Annotated in this window: 21 protein-coding genes; 14 read left to right on the forward strand and 7 right to left on the reverse strand. The window is 73.5% G+C overall.

Annotation, left to right across the window (positions count from 1 at the left end; genetic code table 11):
* Positions 1–38: 38 nt before the first annotated feature.
* Both ABEA81_RS01640 and ABEA81_RS01645 read right to left on the reverse strand, forming a co-directional pair.
* The gene (locus ABEA81_RS01640) at positions 39–1,778 is read right to left on the reverse strand and encodes a hypothetical protein (protein ID WP_345602718.1); all 1,740 of its coding nucleotides are present in this window, start codon (positions 1,776–1,778) and stop codon (positions 39–41) included.
* Between the two features lie 344 nt (positions 1,779–2,122).
* Entirely contained in the window at positions 2,123–3,454 is a 1,332-nt protein-coding gene (locus ABEA81_RS01645; RefSeq protein ID WP_345602719.1) for a sugar transferase, read from the reverse strand.
* 136 nt (positions 3,455–3,590) lie between these two features.
* Here ABEA81_RS01645 and ABEA81_RS01650 point away from each other — a divergent pair, with 136 nt between their 5' ends.
* From ABEA81_RS01650 to ABEA81_RS01665, 4 genes are all read left to right on the forward strand, one after another.
* Positions 3,591–4,682 (forward strand): polysaccharide deacetylase family protein, encoded by a 1,092-nt coding sequence (locus tag ABEA81_RS01650; protein WP_345602721.1) that lies wholly within the window; start codon positions 3,591–3,593, stop codon positions 4,680–4,682.
* Positions 4,683–4,696: 14 nt separating this feature from the next.
* Entirely contained in the window at positions 4,697–5,752 is a 1,056-nt protein-coding gene (locus ABEA81_RS01655) for a GNAT family N-acetyltransferase (protein WP_345602723.1), read from the forward strand.
* Between the two features lie 53 nt (positions 5,753–5,805).
* Positions 5,806–6,030: a hypothetical protein gene (locus ABEA81_RS01660; RefSeq protein ID WP_345602724.1), complete on the forward strand. Its 225-nt coding sequence runs from the start codon at positions 5,806–5,808 to the stop codon at positions 6,028–6,030.
* Between the two features lie 126 nt (positions 6,031–6,156).
* Positions 6,157–7,215: a hypothetical protein gene (locus ABEA81_RS01665; RefSeq protein ID WP_345602726.1), complete on the forward strand. Its 1,059-nt coding sequence runs from the start codon at positions 6,157–6,159 to the stop codon at positions 7,213–7,215.
* Positions 7,216–7,321: 106 nt separating this feature from the next.
* On the opposite strand, the gene ABEA81_RS01670 is transcribed toward ABEA81_RS01665, so the two are convergent.
* The 5 genes from ABEA81_RS01670 to ABEA81_RS01690 form a co-directional block, all read right to left on the reverse strand.
* Positions 7,322–7,921 carry an HNH endonuclease gene (locus tag ABEA81_RS01670; protein WP_425570415.1) on the reverse strand — a complete coding sequence of 200 codons (600 nt, stop codon included), beginning with the start codon at positions 7,919–7,921 and terminating at the stop codon, positions 7,322–7,324.
* Between the two features lie 94 nt (positions 7,922–8,015).
* Positions 8,016–8,654 (reverse strand): TetR/AcrR family transcriptional regulator, encoded by a 639-nt coding sequence (locus ABEA81_RS01675; protein ID WP_345602727.1) that lies wholly within the window; start codon positions 8,652–8,654, stop codon positions 8,016–8,018.
* A 49-nt stretch (positions 8,655–8,703) separates the two neighbouring features.
* A complete protein-coding gene (locus ABEA81_RS01680) occupies positions 8,704–9,105 on the reverse strand; it encodes a Zn-ribbon domain-containing OB-fold protein (RefSeq protein ID WP_345602728.1) in 402 nt (133 codons plus the stop codon).
* Between the two features lie 3 nt (positions 9,106–9,108).
* Positions 9,109–10,293 (reverse strand): thiolase C-terminal domain-containing protein, encoded by a 1,185-nt coding sequence (locus ABEA81_RS01685; RefSeq protein ID WP_345602730.1) that lies wholly within the window; start codon positions 10,291–10,293, stop codon positions 9,109–9,111.
* A gap of 10 nt (positions 10,294–10,303) precedes the next feature.
* On the reverse strand, positions 10,304–11,167 hold the full coding sequence (locus ABEA81_RS01690) for a MaoC/PaaZ C-terminal domain-containing protein (RefSeq protein WP_345602731.1): 864 nt from the start codon (positions 11,165–11,167) through the stop codon (positions 10,304–10,306).
* 159 nt (positions 11,168–11,326) lie between these two features.
* Between ABEA81_RS01690 and ABEA81_RS01695 the strand changes: the two genes are divergently transcribed.
* The 10 genes from ABEA81_RS01695 to ABEA81_RS01740 all read left to right on the forward strand — a co-directional run bounded on the left by ABEA81_RS01695 (position 11,327) and on the right by ABEA81_RS01740 (position 22,832).
* Positions 11,327–13,507 (forward strand): acetate--CoA ligase family protein, encoded by a 2,181-nt coding sequence (locus ABEA81_RS01695; RefSeq protein ID WP_345602732.1) that lies wholly within the window; start codon positions 11,327–11,329, stop codon positions 13,505–13,507.
* Between the two features lie 14 nt (positions 13,508–13,521).
* Positions 13,522–14,748 (forward strand): acyl-CoA dehydrogenase family protein, encoded by a 1,227-nt coding sequence (locus ABEA81_RS01700; RefSeq protein WP_345602734.1) that lies wholly within the window; start codon positions 13,522–13,524, stop codon positions 14,746–14,748.
* The gene (locus ABEA81_RS01705) at positions 14,745–15,662 is read left to right on the forward strand and encodes an SDR family NAD(P)-dependent oxidoreductase (RefSeq protein WP_345602736.1); all 918 of its coding nucleotides are present in this window, start codon (positions 14,745–14,747) and stop codon (positions 15,660–15,662) included. Before ABEA81_RS01700 ends, ABEA81_RS01705 begins: the two co-directional genes overlap by 4 nt.
* Before the next feature lie 11 nt (positions 15,663–15,673).
* Positions 15,674–16,789: an acyl-CoA dehydrogenase family protein gene (locus ABEA81_RS01710; RefSeq protein WP_345602737.1), complete on the forward strand. Its 1,116-nt coding sequence runs from the start codon at positions 15,674–15,676 to the stop codon at positions 16,787–16,789.
* Positions 16,786–18,282, forward strand: a complete 1,497-nt coding sequence (locus tag ABEA81_RS01715; RefSeq protein WP_345602738.1) for an MFS transporter — start codon at positions 16,786–16,788, stop codon at positions 18,280–18,282. The genes ABEA81_RS01710 and ABEA81_RS01715 overlap by 4 nt, the downstream gene beginning before the upstream one ends.
* Positions 18,283–18,298: 16 nt before the next feature.
* A complete protein-coding gene (locus ABEA81_RS01720) occupies positions 18,299–19,084 on the forward strand; it encodes an SDR family NAD(P)-dependent oxidoreductase (protein ID WP_345602739.1) in 786 nt (261 codons plus the stop codon).
* The gene (locus ABEA81_RS01725; RefSeq protein ID WP_345602740.1) at positions 19,081–19,755 is read left to right on the forward strand and encodes a PHP-associated domain-containing protein; all 675 of its coding nucleotides are present in this window, start codon (positions 19,081–19,083) and stop codon (positions 19,753–19,755) included. Before ABEA81_RS01720 ends, ABEA81_RS01725 begins: the two co-directional genes overlap by 4 nt.
* 83 nt (positions 19,756–19,838) lie before the next feature.
* The gene (locus tag ABEA81_RS01730) at positions 19,839–20,861 is read left to right on the forward strand and encodes an ABC transporter ATP-binding protein (RefSeq protein WP_345602741.1); all 1,023 of its coding nucleotides are present in this window, start codon (positions 19,839–19,841) and stop codon (positions 20,859–20,861) included.
* On the forward strand, positions 20,861–21,889 hold the full coding sequence (locus ABEA81_RS01735) for an ABC transporter ATP-binding protein (protein WP_345602742.1): 1,029 nt from the start codon (positions 20,861–20,863) through the stop codon (positions 21,887–21,889). The genes ABEA81_RS01730 and ABEA81_RS01735 overlap by 1 nt, the downstream gene beginning before the upstream one ends.
* Positions 21,882–22,832 (forward strand): ABC transporter permease, encoded by a 951-nt coding sequence (locus tag ABEA81_RS01740; protein WP_345602743.1) that lies wholly within the window; start codon positions 21,882–21,884, stop codon positions 22,830–22,832. Before ABEA81_RS01735 ends, ABEA81_RS01740 begins: the two co-directional genes overlap by 8 nt.
* The last annotated feature ends 1 nt before the right edge of the window (position 22,833 follow it).

Genomic DNA, 22,833 nt, shown 5'->3' on the forward strand with positions numbered 1-22,833 from the left:
GGACTGCGCTGACCGGTCCCGAGCGGGGAGAAGTGCACTCAGCCCTGCCACTGCCCGTCCCTCGACCCGGCCCGGTCGCCGAGCTCACCCGGTTCACCGGGCGTAGCGGCGACCATCGCGTCGTGCGGGAACGGGCTGGGCCGGTGCTGCGGCCCGACACCGTTGCCGTCATGGCTGTCGGCGTCGTCATGCTCCTCGGCACCGTCGTGTCCCGCGGCGGCGTCGAATCCCGCGGCGGCGTCGTGTCCCGCGGCGCGCTCATCAGGCTCGGCGCTGTGGCCGGCATCGACGCCGTTCCCGTTGACATCGACCGCGCCGTCGTGGCCGTCGTCGCGGCCGCGGTCGACGTAACCGCTGGCGTAGCTGCCGTCGTCGGCACCGCGGGCGGGGCTTCCGCCGTCGTGCCCGGCTGCCGCCACGAGGACAGGTGCGGGCCTGACGTCGACCGGAGCGGGCAGGGCCGGCTCGGAGGAGAGCCGTCCACCCGAGCGGTCGATCACGATTCCCGCGATCCGCGCCCCCACCGCTTCCAGCAGGACGACGGCCTCCCGCAGGTCGTCGGCACGCGTGTTTCTCCCGTCCACGACCAGGACGACCCGTTGCGCGGCTGCACAGATCGACTGGCCCTCCGGAGCGTCGAGGACCGGCGGTGCCTCGACCACCACGAGGCCTGCCGTCGTCGATGCCTCCTCGAGCGCCCAGGTGAGATGCCGCGGCTCGGCGACGGCGTAGGGGTCGATGTCGGCCACGCGGCCCGGGGGGAGAACCCGCACACCGTCCCCGAGGGGGATCGTGGTGGCGAGCACGGTCACCTGGCCCTGGAGGACGTCGGCGAACCCGGCCACGTGCTCGTACCCGGTCACGGGAACCCGGAAGTCGGCCATCACGTGCAGTGCTCCGCCACGCCGCGCGGCCCAGGCGGCCGCGAGCTCGTGAGCGAGCGCCGACGCGCCGTCGCCCCTGCGCACGCCGGCGACCGCGACCACCGGTGTCGAACCGTCCTCGGACGCGGACAGCCCGTTGAGGAGGTGCTGCAGTCGCTCGCGCCGTCCGGCACGGCGTCGCCCGAGCTCGGCCAGCACGGGACGGCCTGCCGCGTCCTGCACGTCACCGGTGGTGTGCACCCGCCGGTCGAGAACCGCCATGACGAGGGCGATCAGGACGCCGAGGATCGCGCCCCCCACCACACCGCTGACGATGTCGATCATCGGACTGGGAGTGGAGCTGGACACACCCGGCTCGGGCTGGAGCTGCTTCAGGTGGTTGGTGTTGTCCGCGAGGAACTCCGTGAGCCGGCCCTGCAGCGACCTGATCTGGTCGAGCATCACGTTCTTCTCGACGTCGGTGCGCTGGAGGGAGTTGAGCTCCTGGACGTGGCCGTCGATCTCGGCCTGGAGGTCGTTGACGGCCTGCCGGCGTTCGGCGACGAGTGCCTCACGAACGTCGTCGCGGAACACCTCCGCCGCGGAAGCCGCCGCATCGCGCGCCGCGCCCTCGGAGGGACCCGATGCCTGAATGTAGAGGATCGGGCTCGATGCCCCGGTCTTCGCCGAAAGCGACACGTCGTCCGGAATGCCCGCCTGGGCGCGCAGCAGCTGCTGATAGCTGTCCTGGTTGAAGTAGTCGACGTATCCGAGGGCGAGGACGCCGTCCTGGTCCGGGGATCGTTCCTGCGACTGGCTCGTGAGCGCGGTCGTCGCGGTCCACGTGGTCGTAGCGGTCGAGACCGACCACAGCGCCGCGAGGGCACCACCGGCAGTCGCCAGAACGACAACCAAGACCCACCATTTGGCGATGCGCAGGGTGTACTTCCGGAGTGGGCTCATCTGCTGCCTTTGCTGGGATACGGAAACGTCCCGAGCCTCTGCTCCGGAGACCGGGGTGGTTGCACGGAAGTACTCGCCCGGCGAAGCCGGACCATTACGGGCCGACGGCGGTTCGTCCTCCGGCGCAGCCGCTCAGCGGGCATCACCGCCGTCGAGCACGGCCCCGAATGCCCCCGAGAAGGACGAGCGAGCCGCCGAACAACCGAACTGCATCGAGCGTTTCCGGGTTCGTTCCTGCCGGGCTCCGTGTTACGCGGGCCCAGCACGTCGGTGACACCCCGGCCCGCCCTGCCCTGTCAGTACGCTCCGCCACCCCGGACCACCGCCCGCGCCGTCAGCAGGAGGATCCGGACGTCCAGGGCGAGAGTCCAGTTCTCGACGTACCGGAGGTCCAGCCGCAGCGACTCCTCCCAGGACAGGTCGCTGCGCCCGCTCACCTGCCACAGCCCGGTCATGCCCGGTTTGACGAGCAACCGCCGCCGGGCCTCGGGCGCGTAACCGGCCACCTCCGCCGGCAGCGGAGGGCGCGGACCCACGAGCGACATCGACCCGCCGAGGACGTTGAACAGCTGTGGGAGCTCATCGAGGGAGAACCGCCGAAGGATGCGTCCGACGCGCGTGACCCGTGGGTCGCTGCGCATCTTGAACAGCGGTCCCGCCCCGTCGTTGTGCGCGAGCAGCTGGGCGCGCAGCACCTCGCCGTTCGGGACCATCGACCGGAATTTGATCATCTTGAACTCGCTCCCGCCGACGCCGACGCGGACCTGCCGGAAGAACACCGGGCCGCCGTCGCATGCCACCACGACCGCCAGCGCGATCAGCAGAGGCGCCGTGATCACCACCAGCAGCAGGGCGGAGACACGGTCGATCATCCCCTTGAGCAGGCGAGCGGCACCGGTGAACGTCGGATGGGTCAGGCGCAGCAGGGGTAGGCCGTCGAGGGATGCGACATGCAGGCGTGGACCGGCCACCTCCATCAGGCCCGGCTCGACCACCAGCTCGGTCTGGGTGTCCTCGAGGTCCCATGCCAGCTGCTGCAGCCGCTGCGGCGTGAAGCCGGTCGCCTGCGCCACGCTGACGGCGTCGAACCGTCCACTCCGGGTGAGCGCCGCGACGGCATCGAGATCACCGATCACCGGCACACCGGCGAGCAGCCACCCGCCGTCGGGACCACGGCCCGTCGGGGTGCAGGCCGCGGCGACGACCCAGCCCTCGTGGGGGGCCCGGCGCGTCTGGGCGACGAGCGTCTCGACAGCCGCTTCGGTACCGACGGCCAGCAGGGATGCCATCGCCGCGCCCTCCCGGCGCCGGCGGTGCAACTCCCATCGCAGGCCGAGCCGCCCGGCCGTGGCGAGCGCGCCCGCGATCGGGAGCACCCCGAACACCCACGGCCGGCCGGCCGGCAGCTGGCTCGCGAGGCTGACGAGTGCGACGACGACCGCCGCGCCGACGAATCCCCGCAGCAGGCGGCTGAACTCGGCGGACCCGTGGCCGAGCACCAGCGGATCCCACGCCCTCGCGACCCCGAGCGCGGCCACGGTGAGGACGAACACCAACGCCCCGATCGCCAGAACGACGACAGGCGGGGCGGTACCCCACTGCGAGTACAGCACTGCCGAGACGACCACTGCCAGGAGATCCGAGGCGATGGCGGCCCGGCGGAACCATCTCAGCCATCGTGGACGTCTGTGTTCCGCCTGTCGCGGCTGCTGACCGCGTTCCGGGACGATCGCTCGCCGCACCGGCCGTTCGACGTCCCGCCCGATGTCCACGGCGTCACTGCTCACGCGGTGCCTCCCCTGCGAATCCCCCAGCCGAACGATCGGGTCGATCTCGCCCCACCAGGCGTTAACAGGCGATCCGGGCGATGCGACCACTTCGGGGCGGGCAGTTGCCGGCAAAGTCGATCGGAGCAATATCCACATGATGCAGGCCCCGGGCAGCCGGCTCCTCGTCCTCGGGTGGCACAACGTCGAAGGCACGTGGTGTTTCCCGGCCCGTCCCGAGGCCGGGCTGCGTGGCCTCGCCCGGCAGCTGCGCATCCTGCGGAGTGTGGCGAACGTCGTACCGCTCGCCGCGGCGCTGACCGATCTCGCGGCCGGCCGTCCGTTGCCGCCGCGCGCGGTGGCGATCACGTTCGATGACGGTTACCGCGACAACCTCACGCTCGCTGCGCCGTTGTTGCGCGAACTCGAGTTGCCCGCCACGTGTTTCCTCGTACCCGGCTTCCTCGGGCGTACCACCCGCGCGTGGTGGGAGGAGCTGGCCTCGGCCGTGGCGACCGCGCGAGCCCCGAAGATCACCTGGAAGGGGCGGACGTATCGCCTCGGCACCCCGACAGAGCGGGCTGCCGCCGCCCGCGCCCTGTCCGACCGGCTGAAAGGGTACGACCGCGCGGCCCGCGAGACTGCCGTCGACGAGCTGACCGGTCTGCTCGATCCGGCGCACGGCTACTCCGTCGATGAACACTTCATGGACTGGGACGAGGCACGCCGGCTGAGCGAGCACCTGGAGATCGGATCCCACTCATCGCACCACGCGATCCTCTCCCGGGAGAGCGTCGAGCAGCAGGTGGCCGACCTGGCCTCGGCCCGCACGCAACTGCAGGAACGGCTCGCCGTCGACGCACCCGTACTGGCGTACCCGAACGGGACGGCCGCCGACTACACGGCGAACACCGTGTCCGCGGCAGGCAGGGCGGGGTACTCGCACGCGGTCACGACACGCCGCGGGCTCAACGGGGCATCCACTCCGCGGTACGAGGTGCGCCGCACCGTGATGTCGCCCGACCGCGGGGTCGCCGATCTCCGCAAGCTCGTGCGGGACACGCTGGCGCACGCCGTCACCGGGAAGTGACGGGACCCGGAATCGTGCGCCGATCGCAGTTCGAGCCGACCCGCCCCTCCGAGCTCGGCACCGACGACATCGAGGGCTGGCGGGAGCTGCAGCGCGCCGACCCGGCTCTTGCCAACCCGTTCCTCGCACCCGAGTACGCGATCGCGGTGAGCACGGCGCGCCCGCAGGCTCGGGTCGCAGTCCTCGAGGACGGCTTCTTCGCGTTCGAGGACGACGGATCGGGCATCGGCCTGCCATTGGGCGCCGGCCTGTCCGACCAGCAGGCGGTGATCGGGCGGTCCGTCGTGCACGCCCGTGAGCTCGCGGCCCGATGCGGACTACACGCCTTGTGGTTCGAGCACGTACCCGAGCGGCTGCTGCCTGCCGGCGTGAGGCGAGTGGTCCGCTACCCCTCGCCGGTGATCGACCTGAGTGGCGGCTACGCGGCGTTCTTCGAGGGCCGACGCCGGGCGTCGAAGGGCCTCGTGGCCACGATGCTGCGCAAACGGCGGAAGATGGAGCGTGAGATCGGGCCGGTCCGGTTCGTCTTCGCGTCGGACGACCGGACGGTCCTGAGCGACGTCATGCGGTGGAAGTCGGAGCGGTACGCCGAGCTCGGTGCATGGGACCGGTTCGCCGACCCCGCCACCGTCGCCCTCATCGACGAGCTGCACACCACGACGGCGCCGGGATGCTCGGGCACGCTGTCGGTTCTGTACGCGGGAGACCGCGTGGCCGCCGCGCACTTCGGGTTGCGCTCCGAACGGGTGCTGACCAGCTGGTTCCCGACCTACAATCCGGACCTCGGCGGGTACTCGCCCGGGCTTCTCCTGCACTTCCTGATGGCTGAGGCCGCTGCCGAGCACGGGATCGTCGCGTTCGATCTCGGCGCGGGAGAGTTCGGGTACAAGAACGTGCTGAGCACCACGGACGAGGTCCTCACCCGAGGCTGGGCATTCCGCGCGACGGCGGTCGGGATCGGACGCCGGGCTGCGACGGCTCCTGCACACGGGATCCGCACGCTCACAGCGCGCGCACCACGAGCGCGCGCGGCGCTGAAGGGTCTGCGCGACCGGGTGAGGGCCATGTGATGCACGGCCCGCCTCCCTACCGTCCTAGACGTGCGACGGCACGGACGGGTGAGATGCGAACGCCCCGCTCCGTCCTCACCCTGCTGTGGGCCTCGGCCACGCTCCTCGGCTTCGCGGTCGCGGCGACCACTCGGATCGGCGCTATCGTGCTCACCATCTACGGCAGCCACGGCGTGCATCTCGGCGATCTCGCCGGGTTCGGCGTCGCGTACGGCGCTGCCGCCCTGCTCACCCGTCGCGTGCTGACGCGCGGCCGCTCTCGTCCGGACGGCCGATAGCGGCCGCCATACGCCGGAACCCGAGGCGTTGATCGGTAACGGGACCCGCTCGCCTGCCGAAAGCCCGAATGGAGCTCCCCAGCCCCCGGCCGTCACGGCCGCCCCTGACGTCGAGGGGTCACGACCTTGCCCAGAACCCAGTGGCGCAACACCGCCCGCACCCCCAGCGCCCTGATCCCGATCGGCCGCACGCTCGCCGTCGACCTGCTCGTGCTCGCCGCCCTGTTCACCGGGGCCGTGCTGCTGGGGGTCCTGATCCACGGCCGGCACGCGGTGGCGCACGAGGCGGTGGGGGTGCTGGCGCTCGCGGCCGGGCTCGCCGCGGCCATCCTCCTCGCCGCCGTCGCCGCGCTCACCGGCAGCGCGCGCACCGGCCGGATCGCCGGCGCCATCGCCCTCTACGCGGGTGTGGCGCTCCTCGTGGAGGCCACCGGGCTCGAGGACCCGATGAACATCTGGGTGCTGGCGGGCACCGTTGCGGTCCTCGGCGCGCTCGGGCTGCTCGTGCTCGGCGTGCGCGGCCCGGTCACGGGGCGGGCCGGGCGGTGGGCGGCGGGCGCCGTCGGCGGGCTGACCATGGCGGTCGTCGCGGCCATCGCCGCGGTCGCCGTCGCGCTGCCGGGGCGGATGCCGCCGGGCTGGGTCGTGGCCACGCTCGACGTCGTCGCGTGGTCGGGTGCCGGGGCGGCCGGGATCATCGCGCTGGGGGCGGGCGCCCGGTCCGGGCGGGCCCTGGTCCGCCGCACCGGGATCGCCTTCGCCACCCTGTCCGCCGCGCACGCCGTGCGCATCGTCGCGGGGAGGCCACCCGGCTCCGACCGCGGCGCGATCGACGCCGCGCTCGAGCTCACCGCCGTGGCGATGCTGCTCGTCGCCGCGGTCGCCTTCTTCGTCGCCGTCCTGCGCGGCCTGCGCACACCGACGGCGCCCACCCCCGCCCCGGCCCGCACCCACGACCGGACCGACGACCGCGAGGACGCCGCCGCGCCGAGCCTGCTCGGCGCCGCCACCGTCGGCCCCGTCACCGACGCGATCCGGATCCTCACCCCCGCCCTCGTGGCCGGCGACACCGCCGACGGCCACGACCGGGCAGGCGGTCCGCCACGACGCTGGAGCCGGGCGAACCCGCACCGCCGCGGCCGCCCGGACCGCGGCCGCCCACCCGGCCGCCGCGCCCGCGACTGACCCGGCTCAGAATGTGTGAGAAGCGCGGAGCGGGCCGCCCGGGGCGGCCAGGACCCGCTGGATCACCGACGTCTGCGGCCCACATGCGGGCTTGTCACACACATTCTCAGGCCGCGCGCTCCCCCAGCCACGGCTCCCAGGACGGCAACGGCTCGACCGCCAGCACCAGGATCCCGCCCGCCGCGCGGTCGGGCGCCCGGGGCGCCACGGCGAGCGTCCAGCCGAGCTCCTCGATCAGCCGGTCGGCCTTCCGGGAGTTGCAGGTGCGGCAGGCCGCGACGCAGTTGTCCCAGGTGTGGGCGCCGCCCCTGCTCCGGGGTACGACGTGGTCGATCGTGTCGGCCCGCTTGCCGCAGTAGGCGCAGCGCCGCCCGTCCCGCCGGAGCACGCCGGCGCGGGTCATCGGGACGGCGTGCCGATAGGGCACGCGCACGTAGCGGGAGAGCCGCATCACCGACGGCGCGGGGATGGTGAGGTTCTCGGAGTGGAAGGCGACGCCGCCGAGGGTTTCCTCGACGCACTCGGCCTTGCCCGTGAGCATCAGGACGACGGCGCGCTTCGCGGTGACGACGGCGAGCGGCTCGAAGGTGGCGTTGAGAAGCAGGACCCGGGACCCCGTCGGGATCGCGCTCGGGTGCTGCGCGATCCCCGGTGCCTCCCCTGGATCGGGGTCGGCGCCGATGGGGTCCGGTTGTCGGTGCTTCACGCGACCACCTCCCTGCCGCAGATGAGACCACAGGAGAGCGGATTACGCACGTGTGATATGTCGCCCAGCGCGCCGGAACGCGCCCCGTTCGCGGTCAGCGGGCGACGTCGGCGAGGAGCTCGCTCTCGATGACGACCCGCATGCGGGCGAGCACGTCCATCATCGTGTCGACGAGCTGCTGCGCCTCCTTGGCCGAGCGGGCGGAGGCGATCTCGCGGCGGGCGTCGCCCATGAAGCTGGTGAGCAGCGCGACGAGCACCCGGTTGACCGGGCTGTTGCTCGCGCCGAGCAGCCGGAAGTTGTCCTTCACCCACGCCTTGCTGCTCTGCCGCAGCAGCTTCTGGAAGCCGGGCGGGGTGTCGCCGTCGTGCACGAGCTTGACCATGTCGCGGTTGGCCCACGTGGCCCCGAGGTACGCGCGCGATCCGGCCTCGAACAGCGCGAACGGGTCGGTGGTGCCCTCGGCGCGGGCCGCGGCGACCGCACGCGCCGCCACCTCGTGCTGCTCGTCGCGGTACCTCTCCCACAGGGCGGTGAACAGCTCGCCCTTGCCGCCGAAGTGGTGGTAGAGGCTGCCGACGCTGGAGCCGGCCCGCTCGACGACCTCCGAGACGCTCGCCTCCGCGAAGCCGCGCTGGGCGAACACGACCCGTGCAGCGTCCAGGAACTGTGCGCGCGTCTGCTCGGTGGTGCTCCACTGCCGGCCTGCACTGCGGCCGCTGCGGACTGTCACGGCGCCTCCCTCGGGACCCTGGCTCCACTCGGGCGCCGGTCGCGCGAGCCTACGTGGCCAGGGTACGGGCGGGACGGAACACCGGGACCGCGGTCTCCTCGTGGTCCTCCCAACCCACCTCGACCCGCATCCCCACGTGGACGGCTGCGGGGTCGGCGTCGACCTCCGCCATCATGCGGAACCCCTCGTCGAGATCGACGTAGGCGACGACGTAGGGGGCGCGGGACCGGAAGTACGGGTGCCCGTGCCTGCGCACCACCGTGAACGTGTAGACGACGCCGCGGCCCGCCGACTCGTGGACCGTCCCGCCCTCGGTGCGGCGCGGGAAGAACACGACCTCACCGTCCGAGGCGGTGCCGTAGGTGAGCCGGTGCTCGCCGCAGGCCCGCCAGAACTCGGCGGTGTCGGCCTCGGTGAGCACGGGCAGCGGTCGCGTGGGCTCTTCGGACACCTCTCAGCCCCTCTCCAGGACGACGGTGGCGGCGGCGTGGCGGGTGCCGAGCAGCCCGCCGTTGCCGTGCGCGACGGCGGTGCGGGCGCCCTCGACCTGCGCGGTGGACTCCCCGCGCAGCTGCCGGGTGGCCTCGATGAGCAGGAAGATCCCGCGCATTCCCGGGTGGTTGGACGAGAGCCCGCCGCCGTCGGTGTTGAGCGCGGGCGCGCCGGGCCGATCGAACCGCAGGCGCCCACCCTCGACATACGGCCCGCCCTCGCCCTTCTTGGCGAAGCCGAGGTCCTCGAGCAGCGCGAGCACGGTGATCGTGAACGAGTCGTAGATCATCGCGATGTCGACGTCCTCGGGGCGCACCCCGGCCTCGGCGAAGGCGGGCGGCCCGGAGAGCGCCGCGGCGCTGGTGGTGATGTCCCGGCCGTTGCCGGGGTAGCCGACCGCCTCGCCGGAACCGGTGATCCAGACCGGCGCCGTGCGGCAGTCGCGGGCGACGTCGGCCGCGGCGATCACCACCGCGCCGCCGCCGTCGGAGACCAGGCAGCAGTCGAGCACGTGCAGCGGGTCGGCGACGAGCCGCGAGCCGAGCACGTCCTCGACCGTGATCTCACCGGTGTTCCTGATCCCGAGCGCGGCCAGCCCGGCGACGGCGTCCGGGTTGCGGACGGCGTGCGCGCGCGTCGTGACCGCGACCTCGGCGAGCTGCTCGGGCGTCGTGCCGTACTCGTGCATGTGCCGCCGCGCGACGAGCGCGTAGTTGCCGATGAGCGGCAGGCCGTAGGGCACCTCCATGTTGTTCCCGGGTGCCGGGTCGGCGGCGGGACGGGCGCCGGTGCCGATGGCGCGCGATTCGCTCTTCGCGGTGGACCCGTACGTCAGCAGCGCGACGCGCGCCCGGCCCGCGGCGATGTCGCGGGCGGCGTGCGCGGCGTGGAACTCGTAGGAGCTGCCGCCCACGGCGGTGGTGTCGACGAGCCGCGGCGAGATCCCCAGGTACTCGGGCACCGCGATGCCGGCCATCGGCCCGGTCTCCCCCGCGTCGTAGACCGCGTCGACGTCGGCGAGGGTGAGCCCGGCGTCGGCGAGTGCGGCCGCCGCGCTCTCGGCCTTGATCTGCCACTTGGACAGCCCGTCGACCCGCCGGGACGGGTGCTCGTGGATGCCGACGATCGCCGCGGCACGTCCTGCCATCCCCAACCTCCTAGTGGAACCGGACGCGGCCGCGGTCGATGACCACGGTGCCGTCGTCGGTGGCGGTGCGGAAGAGCGCGGCACCGTCGCCGTCGCCCCAGATCGAGACCACGAGCTCCTGGCCCGGCAGCACCGGCTTCGTGAAGCGACCGGACATCGCGTCGAACCGGTCCGGGTCGGAGCCGCCCGAATCCGAGCTGCAGAGCGCGTGCAGCAGGGCCCTGCCGGTGAAGCCGTAGGTGCACAGCCCGTGCAGGATCGGCCGGTCGAACCCGCCGCGGGCGGCGAACGCGGGATCGGAGTGCAGCGGGTTGCGGTCGCCGGAGAGCCGGTAGAGCAGGGCCTGCTCGGGCCGGGTGCGGTAGCGCACCTGCTCGTCGGGCGCCCGTTCCGGCAGCCGCCAGTCGTCGCTCGCCGGGCCCGAGCGGCCGAACCCGCCTTCGCCGCGGATGAACACCCCGCTGCGGCTGGTGACGAGGAGCTTCCCGGTCTCGGCGTCGGTGGCCGTGTTCTCGGTGCTGACGAGGGCGCCGCTGCCCTTGTCGGCGATGCCGGTGACGGTGGAGACCACCTGCACCCGCCCGTCGACGGGCAGCGGCGCGTGCAGCTCGAACGCCTGCTCTGCGTGCACGAGCCTGGCCGGGTCGAAGTCGCCGAGGCGCCGGCCGGTGCGGGCCTGGGCGGCCAGCACGGCGAACGTGGGCAGCACCCGCAGCTCGACGCCCGCGGTGTTCTCCGTGGTGAAGGCGAGCTCCTCGGTGGGATCGGCCGCCCCGGCGCCGACGCCGAGGGCGTAGACGATCACGTCGCCGGCCCGCCACGTCCGCTCGACCGGGTCGGACGCGACCCCGACGAGGCTGTGGTCCAGCGCCATCGCCGGCCTCCCCCTTCACCTGATTTGGAACGTGATTCTAGGACAGAGTTGCCGCAGCGGCGGTCCCGTGTCAAGGCGTTGACATGCTCCGCCGGCTGCGCCCATAGTCGAATGCGGTTCTAGGATGCCGATCCAGATCCGCTCCCGGGAGGGGACGCGATGACGCGATCAGGGACGCTCGACGCTGCAGAACCGGCGGACCTCGACACCGCACGCAGGCGGCTCGCCACCCCGGAACGGCTGCGGGAGTTCTTCCGGCCTCGCAGCGTCGCCCTCGTCGGCGCTTCCGACAGCTCCGGCTGGGGCCGGTTCATCGTCGACAGCCTGCGCACGGCCGGCTTCACCGGCGCGCTGCGCATGGTCCACCCGTCCCGGCCCACCGCCTTCGACCTGCCCACCGTGCCGAACCTGCGCGCGCTCGACGAGCCGGTGGACCTCGCGTACGTGCTGGCGCCCACGCGCGCTGTGGAGGGCGTGCTGGAGGACGCGGCCGCGGCCGGGATCCGCAACGCGATCGTGCTGGCGTCGGGCTACGGCGACGGCGGCGGCGAGGCGGGCCGCGCGCTGGAGCGCAGGCTCGTCGAGCGGGCGGTGGAGCTGGACATCACGCTGCTCGGCCCCAACTGCCTCGGCTTCGTCAACGCCGCGGGCTCGGTGGCGCCGTTCGGGCTGGGGATCGTGCCGCCGCTGCGCCGAGGACCGGTGGGCATCGTGCTGCAGAGCGGGGCACTGACCAGCAACGTCCTCGCGTTCGCCCGCGCCCACCAGGTGGGCATCAGCCTGCTCACGTCCATGGGCAACGAAGCCGTGATCACCACCGCGGACGTGGTGGAGCACCTCGTCGCCGACGACGACTGCCGGGTGATCGGGCTCTTCCTCGAGTCCGTGCGCGACGCGCCCCGCTTCACCGCGCTGGCCGCGGCCGCGCTGGAGGCGGGCAAACCGATCGTGGCGCTGAAGGTCGGGCGCACCGAGGCCGGGCAGCGCACCGCGCTCGCGCACACCGGCGCGGTGGCGGGCGACGACGCCGTGGTCGACGCGGCGTTCCGGCAGTACGGCGTGATCCGGGTGGGCAGCCTGGAGGAACTGCTCGTGACGGCCGGGCTCCTCGGTTCGGGTCAGGTGCCCCGGGGCAGGCGGATGGGCGTGGTCACCGCGTCCGGCGGCGCGTGCGACATCATCGCCGACCGCAGCACCGACGAGGGCGTGGCGATCCCCGGGTTCGCCGAGGCCACCACCGAGCGGCTGCGGGCGGTGCTGCCGCCGTTCGCGGCCGCGCAGAACCCGCTCGACGTCACCGGCGTGATCCTCGCCGACCGCGGTTCGGCGCAGGCCGGCCTCGGTGACGTCGCACTGGATGCGGTGGTCGACGACCCCGGCATCGACTTCGTCTTCAACATGGTGGCGCTGCCGGCCGTCGAACCGCCCGACCCGTCGCTGATCGAGCGGCGGGTGGCCGCGATCGCCGCGAGCCGCGACCGCTCCCCCGTTCCGGTCGTCAACTTCACCGCCACGTGCACCGACCTCTCGCCCTACGCCCAGTCACTGCTCGACCGCCACGGCCTGCACGCGCTGGGCGGGATCGAGTTCGGCCTGAAGGCGGTCGGGCACGCCCTGCGCTGGCAGGAGACCCGCCGGGAGCCACCGGCCGTCCGCGCCGCCGGCCCGGCGCCGACCCCGCCCGGGCTGCCGGCCGGGTCGTGGTCGGAGGCCCGCGGGCGCGACCTGCTCGCCGGGAGCGGCGTGCCGCTCGTGCCCGCCGAGCTGGTGGGCGACGCCGATGCCGCCGTGGCCGCCGCCGAGCGGTTCGGCGGGGCGGTGGCGCTCAAGATCTGCTCGGCGGCCATCACGCACAAGAGCGACATCGGTGGGGTGGCGCTCGGCGTCTCCGGGGCCGACGACGTGCGCGCGGCGTTCGCGCGGGTGCTCGCGGCGGGCCGCGCCGCGACGGCCGACGTCGACGGCGTGCTGGTGAGCCCGATGCGCCCGCCCGCCACCGAGCTCTTCGTCGGCGTGACCGTGGACCCGTCGTTCGGCCCGGTGCTCGCCGTCGGCTTGGGCGGGGTGTTCATCGAGGTGCTGCACGACGTCGCGCTGCGGCTGCTGCCGGTGGACGCCGCGCAGGTGCACCGCATGCTCGGCGAGCTGCGCGGCGCCGCCGTGCTCGGCGGGGCCCGCGGCACCCGCCCCGCCGACCTGGACCGGGTGGCCGAGGTCGTCACGCGGGTCGCCGGCGCCGCGGCAGGCCTCGGCACGGCCCTGCAGACGCTGGAGATCAACCCGCTACGCGTCGACGGCTCGTGCGTCGAGGCGCTCGACGTGCTCGTCGTGACGTCCTGATCAGGAGGGAACGGATGGAACTCGATCTCGGGCCGGAGGCGGCGGCCTTCCGCGCGGAGGTCCGCGACTGGATCTCCCGCAACGCCCCCGCAGGCCTCGCCGACCTGGTGGACTGGACGTCACCGCCGATGACCGGCGGCGACCGCGCGGCGTTCGAGCGCGCGGAGGCCGACCCGCGGTACGCGGAGTGGACGCAGATCCTGCTCGACGCGGGCTGGATCTGCCCGCAGTGGCCGGCGGAGCACGGCGGCCGGGGGCTCACCCCGGTGGAGAACGCGATCTACAGCGAGGAGCTGGTGCGGGCCGGGCTGCCGCGCATCCGGCGCGGGTTCGGCGAGAGCATGGTCGGCCCGTCGATCATGGTGCACGGCACGGAGGAGCAGCAGAAGCACTTCCTACCGCGGGTCATCACCGCGGAGGACGTCTACTGCCAGGGCTTCTCCGAGCCCGAGCAGGGCTCCGACCTCGGCGGCGTGCAGACCCGCGCGACGGTGGTCGGCGACGAGGTCGTGGTGACCGGGCAGAAGGTGTGGACGTCCGGGTTCTACCGGGCGAACATGATCTTCGTCCTGTGCCGCACCGACCCCGAGGCCCCCAAGCACAAGGGCTTGTCCTACGTGCTGCTGCCGATGCGCGACAACAACATCGACGCGCGCCCGCTCAAGCAGCTCACCGGCTCCGCCGAGTTCGGCGAGGAGTTCATCGACGGCGCACGGGCGCCGCTGTTCAACGTCATCGGGGGGTTGAACAACGGCTGGCGGGTCGCGATGACCACGCTCGGGCACGAGCGCGGCGGCGGCGCCACGATCGCGCACCTGCGCTACCGCCGGCAGTTCGAGGCGCTCGTGGAGCTGGCGCGGGAGAAGGGCCGCGACCGCGACCCGGGCGTCCGCCAGGAGCTGGCGTGGTGCCACACCCATGTCGAGATCATGCGCTACCAGGGGATGCGGCTGATGGCGCAGCTGGCAGAGGGCCGCGAGCCCGGGCCGGAGGCGTCGATCTCGAAGCTGTTCTGGAGCGAGTACGAGCGGCGCGTCGGCGAGATCGCCGCCGAGCTGCTCGGCGCGGAGGCACTGGTGCGGCCGGAGGGCGACGGCTACCGGACCAGCCACTGGCAGGGCGTCTTCCTCGCCAGCCGGGCCGGCACGATCTTCTCCGGCACCAGCGAGATCCAGCGCAACATCATCGCGGAGCGGGCACTGGGGCTGCCCCGCGAGCCAGTGGCGGGAGGTGTGCGATGAGCGAGCAGGCGGGCTCGGGCCACGTGCAGGGAAGTGGCGTTTCACACCGGCTGGACGGGCGGGTCGCCGTCGTCACCGGGGCCGGGCGCGGGATCGGGGCGGGGATCGCCCGGCTGCTCGCCGCCGAGGGCGCCGCGGTGGTCGTCAACGACCTGGGCGTGGAGCTGGACGGCAGCGGCGCCGACACCGGCCCCGCCGCGCGGATGGCCGACGAGATCACCGCGGCCGGCGGCACGGCCGTGTCCGACGGCGGGGACGTCTCCGACCCGGAGGTCGGCGAGCGGCTCGTGCGCACCGCCGTGGAGAAGTTCGGCTCGCTGGACGTCGTGGTCAACGTCGCCGGGATCCTGCGCGACCGCATGATCTTCAACCTCACCGAGCAGGAGTGGGACGACGTCATCCGCGTGCACCTCAAGGGCCACTTCTCCACGATCAAGCCGGCCGCGGGGTACTGGCGCGAGCAGCGCAACCCGGACGGGCACTACCGGTTGGTCAACTTCACGTCGGTGTCCGGGCTCTTCGGCGCGCCCGGCCAGCCCAACTACGCCGCCGCGAAGATGGGCATCGTCGGCCTGACCTACTCCTGCGCCAACGCGCTCGCCAAGTACGGCGTCACCGCCAACGCGATCTCGCCGGGCGCGGCCACCCGGATGACCGCCTCCATCCCCACCGACCGCAGGCGCACCGCCTCGGACGCCGACGAGAACTCGCCGGACAACATCGCGCCGATCGTCGCGTACCTGGCCGGCACGGCGTCGGACTGGCTCACCGGCCAGGTGATCGGCGCCCGCGGCTACGAGGTGCAGCTGTTCAACAAGCCGACCCCGATCAGGCACGTCGTCTCGGACGGCCCCTGGGAGCCCGACCGGCTCGCCCAGCTCGTCGAGCGCATCTTCAAGCCCGCCGTCAGCTAGGAGGCACGGACATGCAGCTGGTGTTCGACACCGAGCAGGAGGACCTGCGCCGCGCCGTGCGCCGGTTCCTGGAGAACGAGGTGCCGCTGTCGGCGGTGCGCACCCTCATGGACACCCCCGACGCCCACGACCCCGCGATCTGGCGCCGGATGGCCGAGGAGCTGGGCCTGCAGGGTCTGCTCGTGCCCGAGGAGCACGGCGGCAGCGGCGCCGGGTTCGTCGAGCTCGCGGTGGTGAGCGAGGAGATGGGCCGGGCCGTGCTGCCCGGGCCGTTCCTGTCCACGGCCGTGCTCGCCGTGTCGGCGGTGCTGGACGCCGGCGACGACGAGGCGGCCAAGGACCTGCTGCCGGGCATCGCCGACGGCTCGACGATCGCCACGCTCGCCGTCACCGAGGCAGCCGGGCGCTGGGAGCTGGAGGCGACGGAGGCGACCGCACAGGCGTCCGGGCAGGGCTGGGCGCTGCACGGCGTCAAGGACTTCGTGCCGGACGGCGTGCTGGCCGGCCTGCTGCTCGTGGTGGCCCGCACCGACGCCGGGCTCTCGCTCTTCGCCGTCGACGGCACCGCGGCAGGCGTCACGCGCACCGCGCGGCCCACGCTGGACCAGACCCGCCCGCTCGCCCGCATCGAGCTCGACGGCGCGCCCGCCCGGCTCGTCGGCACCGACGGTGCCGCGGGCGACACCGTGGCGCGCACCCTGGAGAAGGCCGCGGTGGCGCTGGCGCTGGAACAGGTGGGCGGGGCGCAGGCCGCGCTGGACATGGCCGTGGCCTACGCGAAGCAGCGCGTGCAGTTCGGCCGCGTGATCGGGTCGTTCCAGGCGATCAAGCACAAGGCCGCCGACGTGATGCTGAAGGTCGAGTCGGCGCGCGCGGCCGCGTACTACGGGGCGTGGGCGGTTGCCGCGGCCTCCGACGAGGTGCCGGCGGTCGCGAGCCTCGCCAAGGCCTACTGCTCCGACGCCTACTTCGCCGCGGCCGCCGAGAACATCCAGATCCACGGCGGCATCGGGTTCACCTGGGAGCACGACGCCCACCTCCACCTCAAGCGCGCCGAGGCCACGCGGCTCTGGCTGGGCGACCCGTCGTGGCACCGCGCGCGGCTGGCGGATGCCATCGGGGTGTGACCAGGGCGGCCGGCCTCCGGTCGGATGAGCGCGACCGCATCCGCTACGCGTGGCGGTTGCTGTCCGTGGTCTGCCTCGCGTCGTTGATGACCGGGATCAACGTCAGCTCGCTCAACATCGCCCTGCCGGCCATCGTCGACGGCCTCGACGCCGGCCCGGTGGCGGCGAGCTGGATCCTGCTGTCGTTCCAGCTCACGCACGTCACGCTGATGATCTTCTTCGGCCGGCTGGCGGACGTGCTGGGCAGGCGCACGATGTACCTCACCGGCGTCGCGGTGTTCTCGGCGGCGAGCCTCCTGGCCGGGGCGGCGCCGGACGTGGGGCTGCTCATCGCGTGCCGGGTGGCGCAGGCGACGGGCGCGGCGATGCTCATCGCCAACAGCGCGGCGCTCGTGACGGCCGCGTTCCCGCGGCGGCTGCTCGGCCAGGGGCTGGGCTTCTACATGGCGTCGTTCTCGCTGGCGCAGATGCTCGGTCCGACCGTCGGCGGGCTGGTCACCACCGAGCTCGGCTGGCGCTGGACGCTCCTGCTCAACGTGCCGGTCGGCGTGGTGTGCCTGCTCTGGGGGCTGCGGGTGATGGAGCGGGTACCGCGCTCGGGCGAGCCGCTGCGGCTGGACCCGGCGGGCAACGTGCTGGTGGTGCTCGGGCTGGGCGGGCTGCTCGTCGCGCTCTCGCAGGGCGGCACCACCGGCTGGACCGACCCGGTGGTGATCGCGGGCGTCGTCGCGTTCGTCGTGGCGCTGCCGGTGTTCCTGATCGTGGAGCTGCGGGTGCCGTTCCCGGTGGTGGACGTGCACCTGTTCCGCGAGCCGGTGGTGGGCGTCGGGGTGCTCGCCGGGTTCCTCGGCACGATGTCGCGCTTCGCGGTGGTGCTGCTCATGGGCCTGTACTTCCAGGCCGTGCAGGGCGACACCCCGAGCGAGGCCGGCCTGAAGGTGCTCCCGCTCGCGGTGGCCTCGATCGTCTCCTCGCCGGGCGCGGGCACGGTGCTGCGGTGGGTGCGCGCCCGGACGATGGCGGCCGCCGCGTCGTCCGTGTCGCTCGCCGGGCTCGTGCTGCTGCTCGTGGTGATCGACGTGGACACGCCCTACCCCCTGCTCATCACCGCGGTGGTGGTGATCGGTCTCGGTTCGGGCGCGTTCATCCCGGCCAACAGCACGGCGATGCTGCAGGACGTGCCGCCCGATCGCCTCGGCATCACCAACGCCGTGCGGCTGATGGCGCAGAGCTCCGGGGTGGTGGTCAGCACCGCCGTGACGCTCACGCTGATCAGCCTCCCGCTGCCCGCTGCCCTGCGCGGCCACGTGCTCGACGGCTCGATCGCGCGGGTCGAGCCCGCGGCACTCGACGGCCTGATCACCGGCTTCCGGTGGGCGTTCGGGCTGATGGCGGTGATGGCGGCACTCTGCGTGCTCACGTCGCTGGTGGGGCGGCGCACCACCCGCGACGTCCCGGGACCCGCGACGGCCGTGACCGACGTCGAGGGATGAGGAGAGGAGAACGCCCATGGGAGCACTCGACGGACGGGTCGCGCTCGTCACCGGCGCAAGCCGGGGCATCGGCGCGGCCATCGCACGCCGGCTGGCCGCCGAGGGTGCGGCCGTCGCGGTGTCGGCGCGCACCACGGCCGCCGACGAGTCGCGCTTCGCCGGCACGATCGCGGAGACGGCCGCCGCCGTCGAGGCGGCGGGCGGGCGGGCGCTGGCCGTGCGCGCCGACCTGTCCCGCCCGGCCGACCGCGCCGCGCTGGTGGAGCGGGTGGAGGCCGGGCTCGGGCCCGTCGACGTGCTGGTGAACAACGCCGCGGTCACCTGGTTCACGCCGGTCACCGAGTTCTCCGACAAGCGCTTCGCGCTGATGTTCGAGGTGCAGGTGACCGCGCCGTTCGACCTCGCCCGCCGGGTGCTGCCGGGCATGCGCGCGCGGGGCGGCGGCGCGATCCTCAACGTCTCCTCGCGGGCGGCGATCCACCCGCCGGTCACCCGCGCGGGCCGCGGGGGCACGGTCTACGGGATGTGCAAGGCCGCCGTGGAGCGGTTCAGCACGGGCCTCGCCGCCGAGGTGCACGCCGACGGCGTCGCGGTCAACGCCCTGTCGCCCAACCGCGTCGTGCCCACCCCCGGCACCCTCCACCACGGCCTCACCAGGGAGGACGACCCGGACGCCGAGCCACCGGAGGTGATGGCCGAGGCGGCGCTCGCGCTCTGCCGGCCGCGCGACCCGCTGCTCACCGGCCGGATCGCCTACTCCCAGGACCTGCTCACCGAGCTCGGCATCGCCGTCCCGGCATGAGACCGGGCTGGGTGCGGGTCGACTGCCACGTGCACACCGTCGCGTCCGGCGACTCGGTCCTCGGCATGGCGGAGCTGGCCGAGCGGGCGGTCGCGCACGGCATCGACGTCGTGTTCGTGACCGACCACCACGAGATCGCCGCCGCGGTGTCCGCGCGCGAGCGCGACCTGGGCGTGCGGATCGAGGTGGGCGAGGAGATCCGGACGCCGGACGGCGAGGTGCTCGGGCTGTTCCTCACCGAGCGGATCCCGTACGTGCTGCCGCTGCCGGAGGTGGTGGCCCGGATCCGCGCCCAGGGCGGGCTCGTCGGTCTCCCGCACGCCTTCGACCCGGTGCGCGCCGGCACCGGCCCCGTGGCGGACGGCCTCTGCGCGGCGGGCCACGTCGACTTCGTGGAGGCGTTCAACGCCAAGGTCGGGGACGCGGAGCACAACGCCGCCGCCGCGGCGTTGGCCGCCCGGCACAGCCTGCCCGCCACCGCGGGCTCGGACGCGCACGACGGGCCCGGCGTGGGCGCCGCGTACGTCGAGATGCCGGCCTTCGACGGCCCCGCCGACTTCCTCGGCAAGCTCGCCGGCGGGCGCATCGTCGGCGAGCTCCGCCCGCACGCGCGGCGGTTCGCGAGCCTTGACACGCGGCGTGACGTACCGCACGATCGAGAGCGATTCTAGAGCAGGATTCTAAGAGCAGGATTCCCACGGTCTTGGCCGCTCGCAGCGCTGCGAGCGCATCCGCGCCCCAACGAGGAGGCTGCGTGCCCACCACCGTCCCCCCGCTGCTGCAGATCGAGGACCTCCACGTCGAGTTCGACACCCCGGACGGCACGGTCGAGGCGGTCTCGGGGGTGGGGTTCACGGTCGGGGCGCAGGAGACCGTCGCCGTGGTCGGCGAGTCCGGCTCGGGCAAGACCGTCACCGCGCTCGCCGTGCTCCAGCTGCTCGACGGCGGGCGGATCAGCCGCGGCCGGGTGCTCTGGGACGGCACCGACCTCACCGGGCTGGACCGGCGCGCGCTGCGCCGGATCCGGGGCAACGAGATCGCGATGATCTTCCAGGACCCGATGACGTCGCTCGACCCGCTCTACAGCGTGGGCCACCAGATCGTCGAGGGCCTGCGGCTGCACCGCCGGATCGACAAGCGCGCCGCGCGCGAGCGGGCCGTGGAGCTGCTGGAACAGGTGGGGATGCCCGACCCGCGCCGCAGGCTCGACTCCTACCCCCACCAGCTCTCCGGCGGGCAACGGCAGCGGGTGATGATCGCGATCGCGCTGGCCTGCTCGCCCCGGCTGCTCATCGCCGACGAGCCCACCACCGCGCTCGACGTCACGATCGAGGCGCAGATCCTCGAGCTCCTGCGCGAGCTGCAGGTCGAGTACCGCAGCGCGATGCTGCTGGTCACCCACGACATGGGCGTGGTGGCCGAGACGGCCGACCGGGTGGTGGTGTTCTACGCGGGGCAGGTCGTCGAGCAGGGCCCGACGGCGGACGTGCTGCGCGACCCGCAGCACCCGTACACCGCGGCGCTCCTGGCCGCGGTGCCCACACCCGAGACCGACCGCGCCGAGCGGCTCGCGGCGATCCCGGGCTCCGTCCCGCCGCTGCGGGCGATGCCGTCGGGTTGCCGGTTCCACACCCGCTGCGCGCTGGCCTGGGATGCGTGCGCCCGTGAGGAACCGCCGCTGCACGCCCTGCCGGGCGGACGGTCGGCCCGGTGCCTGCTGCACGGCTCGGGAACGGCGCGGAAGACCCTCGACAGCGCATCGACGAGGGGGGCCTGATGTCCTCGCCCGCGGTCTCGCCCGTACCGGATCACGCTCCCGCGACAGGCGGCCTGCTGGAGGTCACCGATCTCGTCAAGCACTTCCCGATCACCCGCGGCCTGCTGCGGCGCACCGTCGGGCACGTCCGGGCCGTCGACGGCGTGTCCTTCCGGATCGCGCCCGGGGAGACCGTCGGCCTGGTCGGCGAGTCCGGGTCCGGCAAGTCCACGGTCGCGCGGCTGGTCCTGCGGCTGCTGGAGCCCACCAGCGGGAGCATCCGCTTCGACGGCCGCGAGATCGCCGGGCTGTCCGCGCGCGATCTGGTGCCGCTGCGGCGCCGGATGTCGATCGTGTTCCAGGACCCGGTGAGCTCGTTCGACCCGCGCATGACGGTCTGCTCGGTGATCACCGAACCGCTGGAGGCACAGGGCATCTCGTCCGGTCGGGCGGCGCGGCGGCGCGCGGGCGAGCTGCTGGAGCTGGTCGGACTCTCGGCGGGCGACCTCGACCGCTACCCGCACCAGTTCTCCGGCGGGCAGGCCCAGCGCATCGGCATCGCGAGGGCGCTCGCCACCGACCCTCGGCTGCTCGTCTGCGACGAGGCGGTGAGCGCGCTGGACGTCTCCGTGCAGGCGCAGGTGCTCAACCTGTTGCGCAGCCTGCAGGGCGAGCTGGGGCTGTCGTACCTGTTCATCGCGCACGACCTGAACGTCGTGCGCTACGTCTCCGACCGGGTCTGCGTCATGTACCTCGGGCGCATCGTCGAGCAGGGCCCGGCCGACCAGCTGCTCGCCGACCCGCGCCACCCGTACACCCAGAGCCTCGCCGCCGCGATCGCGGCCGACCCGCGCAGCCCGGTGCGGCGCCGCCGCGGCGTCGTCCGCGGCGAGACGCCGAGCCCGAGCGAGCCGCCGCCCGGCTGCCACTTCCACCCGCGCTGCCCGCACGCGTTCGACCCGTGCGCCTCCGTCGTCCCGGCGTCCGTCGCGGCCGGCCCCGGCCGCACGGCGTCCTGCCACCTCGTCGGGGAGGCCCGCGGTGCTTGAGTACGTCGTCCGCCGCGGGCTCTACGGGGTGCTCGTCGTCGCGCTCGTCACCGTCTTCGTGTTCCTGACGCTCCGGCTGATCCCCGGCGACGTCGTGCGCCTGCAGCTCGCCGACGCCCCCGGTGTGGGCCCGGAGCAGATCGCCCGGCGCGCCGCGCAGCTCGGCCTCGACCAGCCGCTGCTCACCCAGCTGTGGGTGTTCGTCACCGACGCGCTGCGCGGCGACTTCGGCACCTCGTTCCAGAGCGGCGAGCCGGTCACCGCGATCATCGCCGAGCGGCTGCCCACCACGCTGCAGCTCGGGGTCATGGCGCTGGTCGTGAGCGTCGTGCTCGGCGTGCCGCTCGGGCTGCTCTCGGCCGTGCGCCAGAACAGCTGGCTCGACCAGGGGCTGCGCGCGGTCTCGGTGGCGGGCCTGTCGATCCCGAACTTCTGGCTGGGCCTGCTGCTCGTCACCTACCTCGCGCTGTGGTTCTCCTGGTCGCCACCGCTGGTGTACCGCACGCCCGCCGAGGACCTCGGCTCCAACCTCGTGCACATGGCACTGCCCGCGTTCGCGCTCGGCGTGGCCGGCATGGCGGCGATCGCGCGCATGCTGCGCTCGTCCCTGCTGGAGGTCATGCGCTCGCCGTTCATCCGCACGGTGCGCGCCAAGGGCGCGCCGGAGCACACCGTGCTCGTCACCCACGCCGTGCGCAACTCGCTGGTGCCGGTCTTCAGCCTCATCGGCCTGCAGGTCGGGCACATCCTCGGTGGCACGGTCATCCTCGAGTCGATCTTCGCGATCCCCGGGATGGGGATGCTGATCTTCGAGTCCGTGCAGCTGCGCGACTACCCCGTGGTGCTCGGCTGCGTCGTCGTGTACGGCGCGGTGTTCATCCTGGTCAACCTCGTGGTCGACGTGCTGTACGGCGTCATCGACCCGCGCATCCGCTACGCCTGAG

It is taken from the genome of Pseudonocardia adelaidensis (assembly GCF_039543345.1).
GTDB lineage: Bacteria > Actinomycetota > Actinomycetes > Mycobacteriales > Pseudonocardiaceae > Pseudonocardia > Pseudonocardia adelaidensis.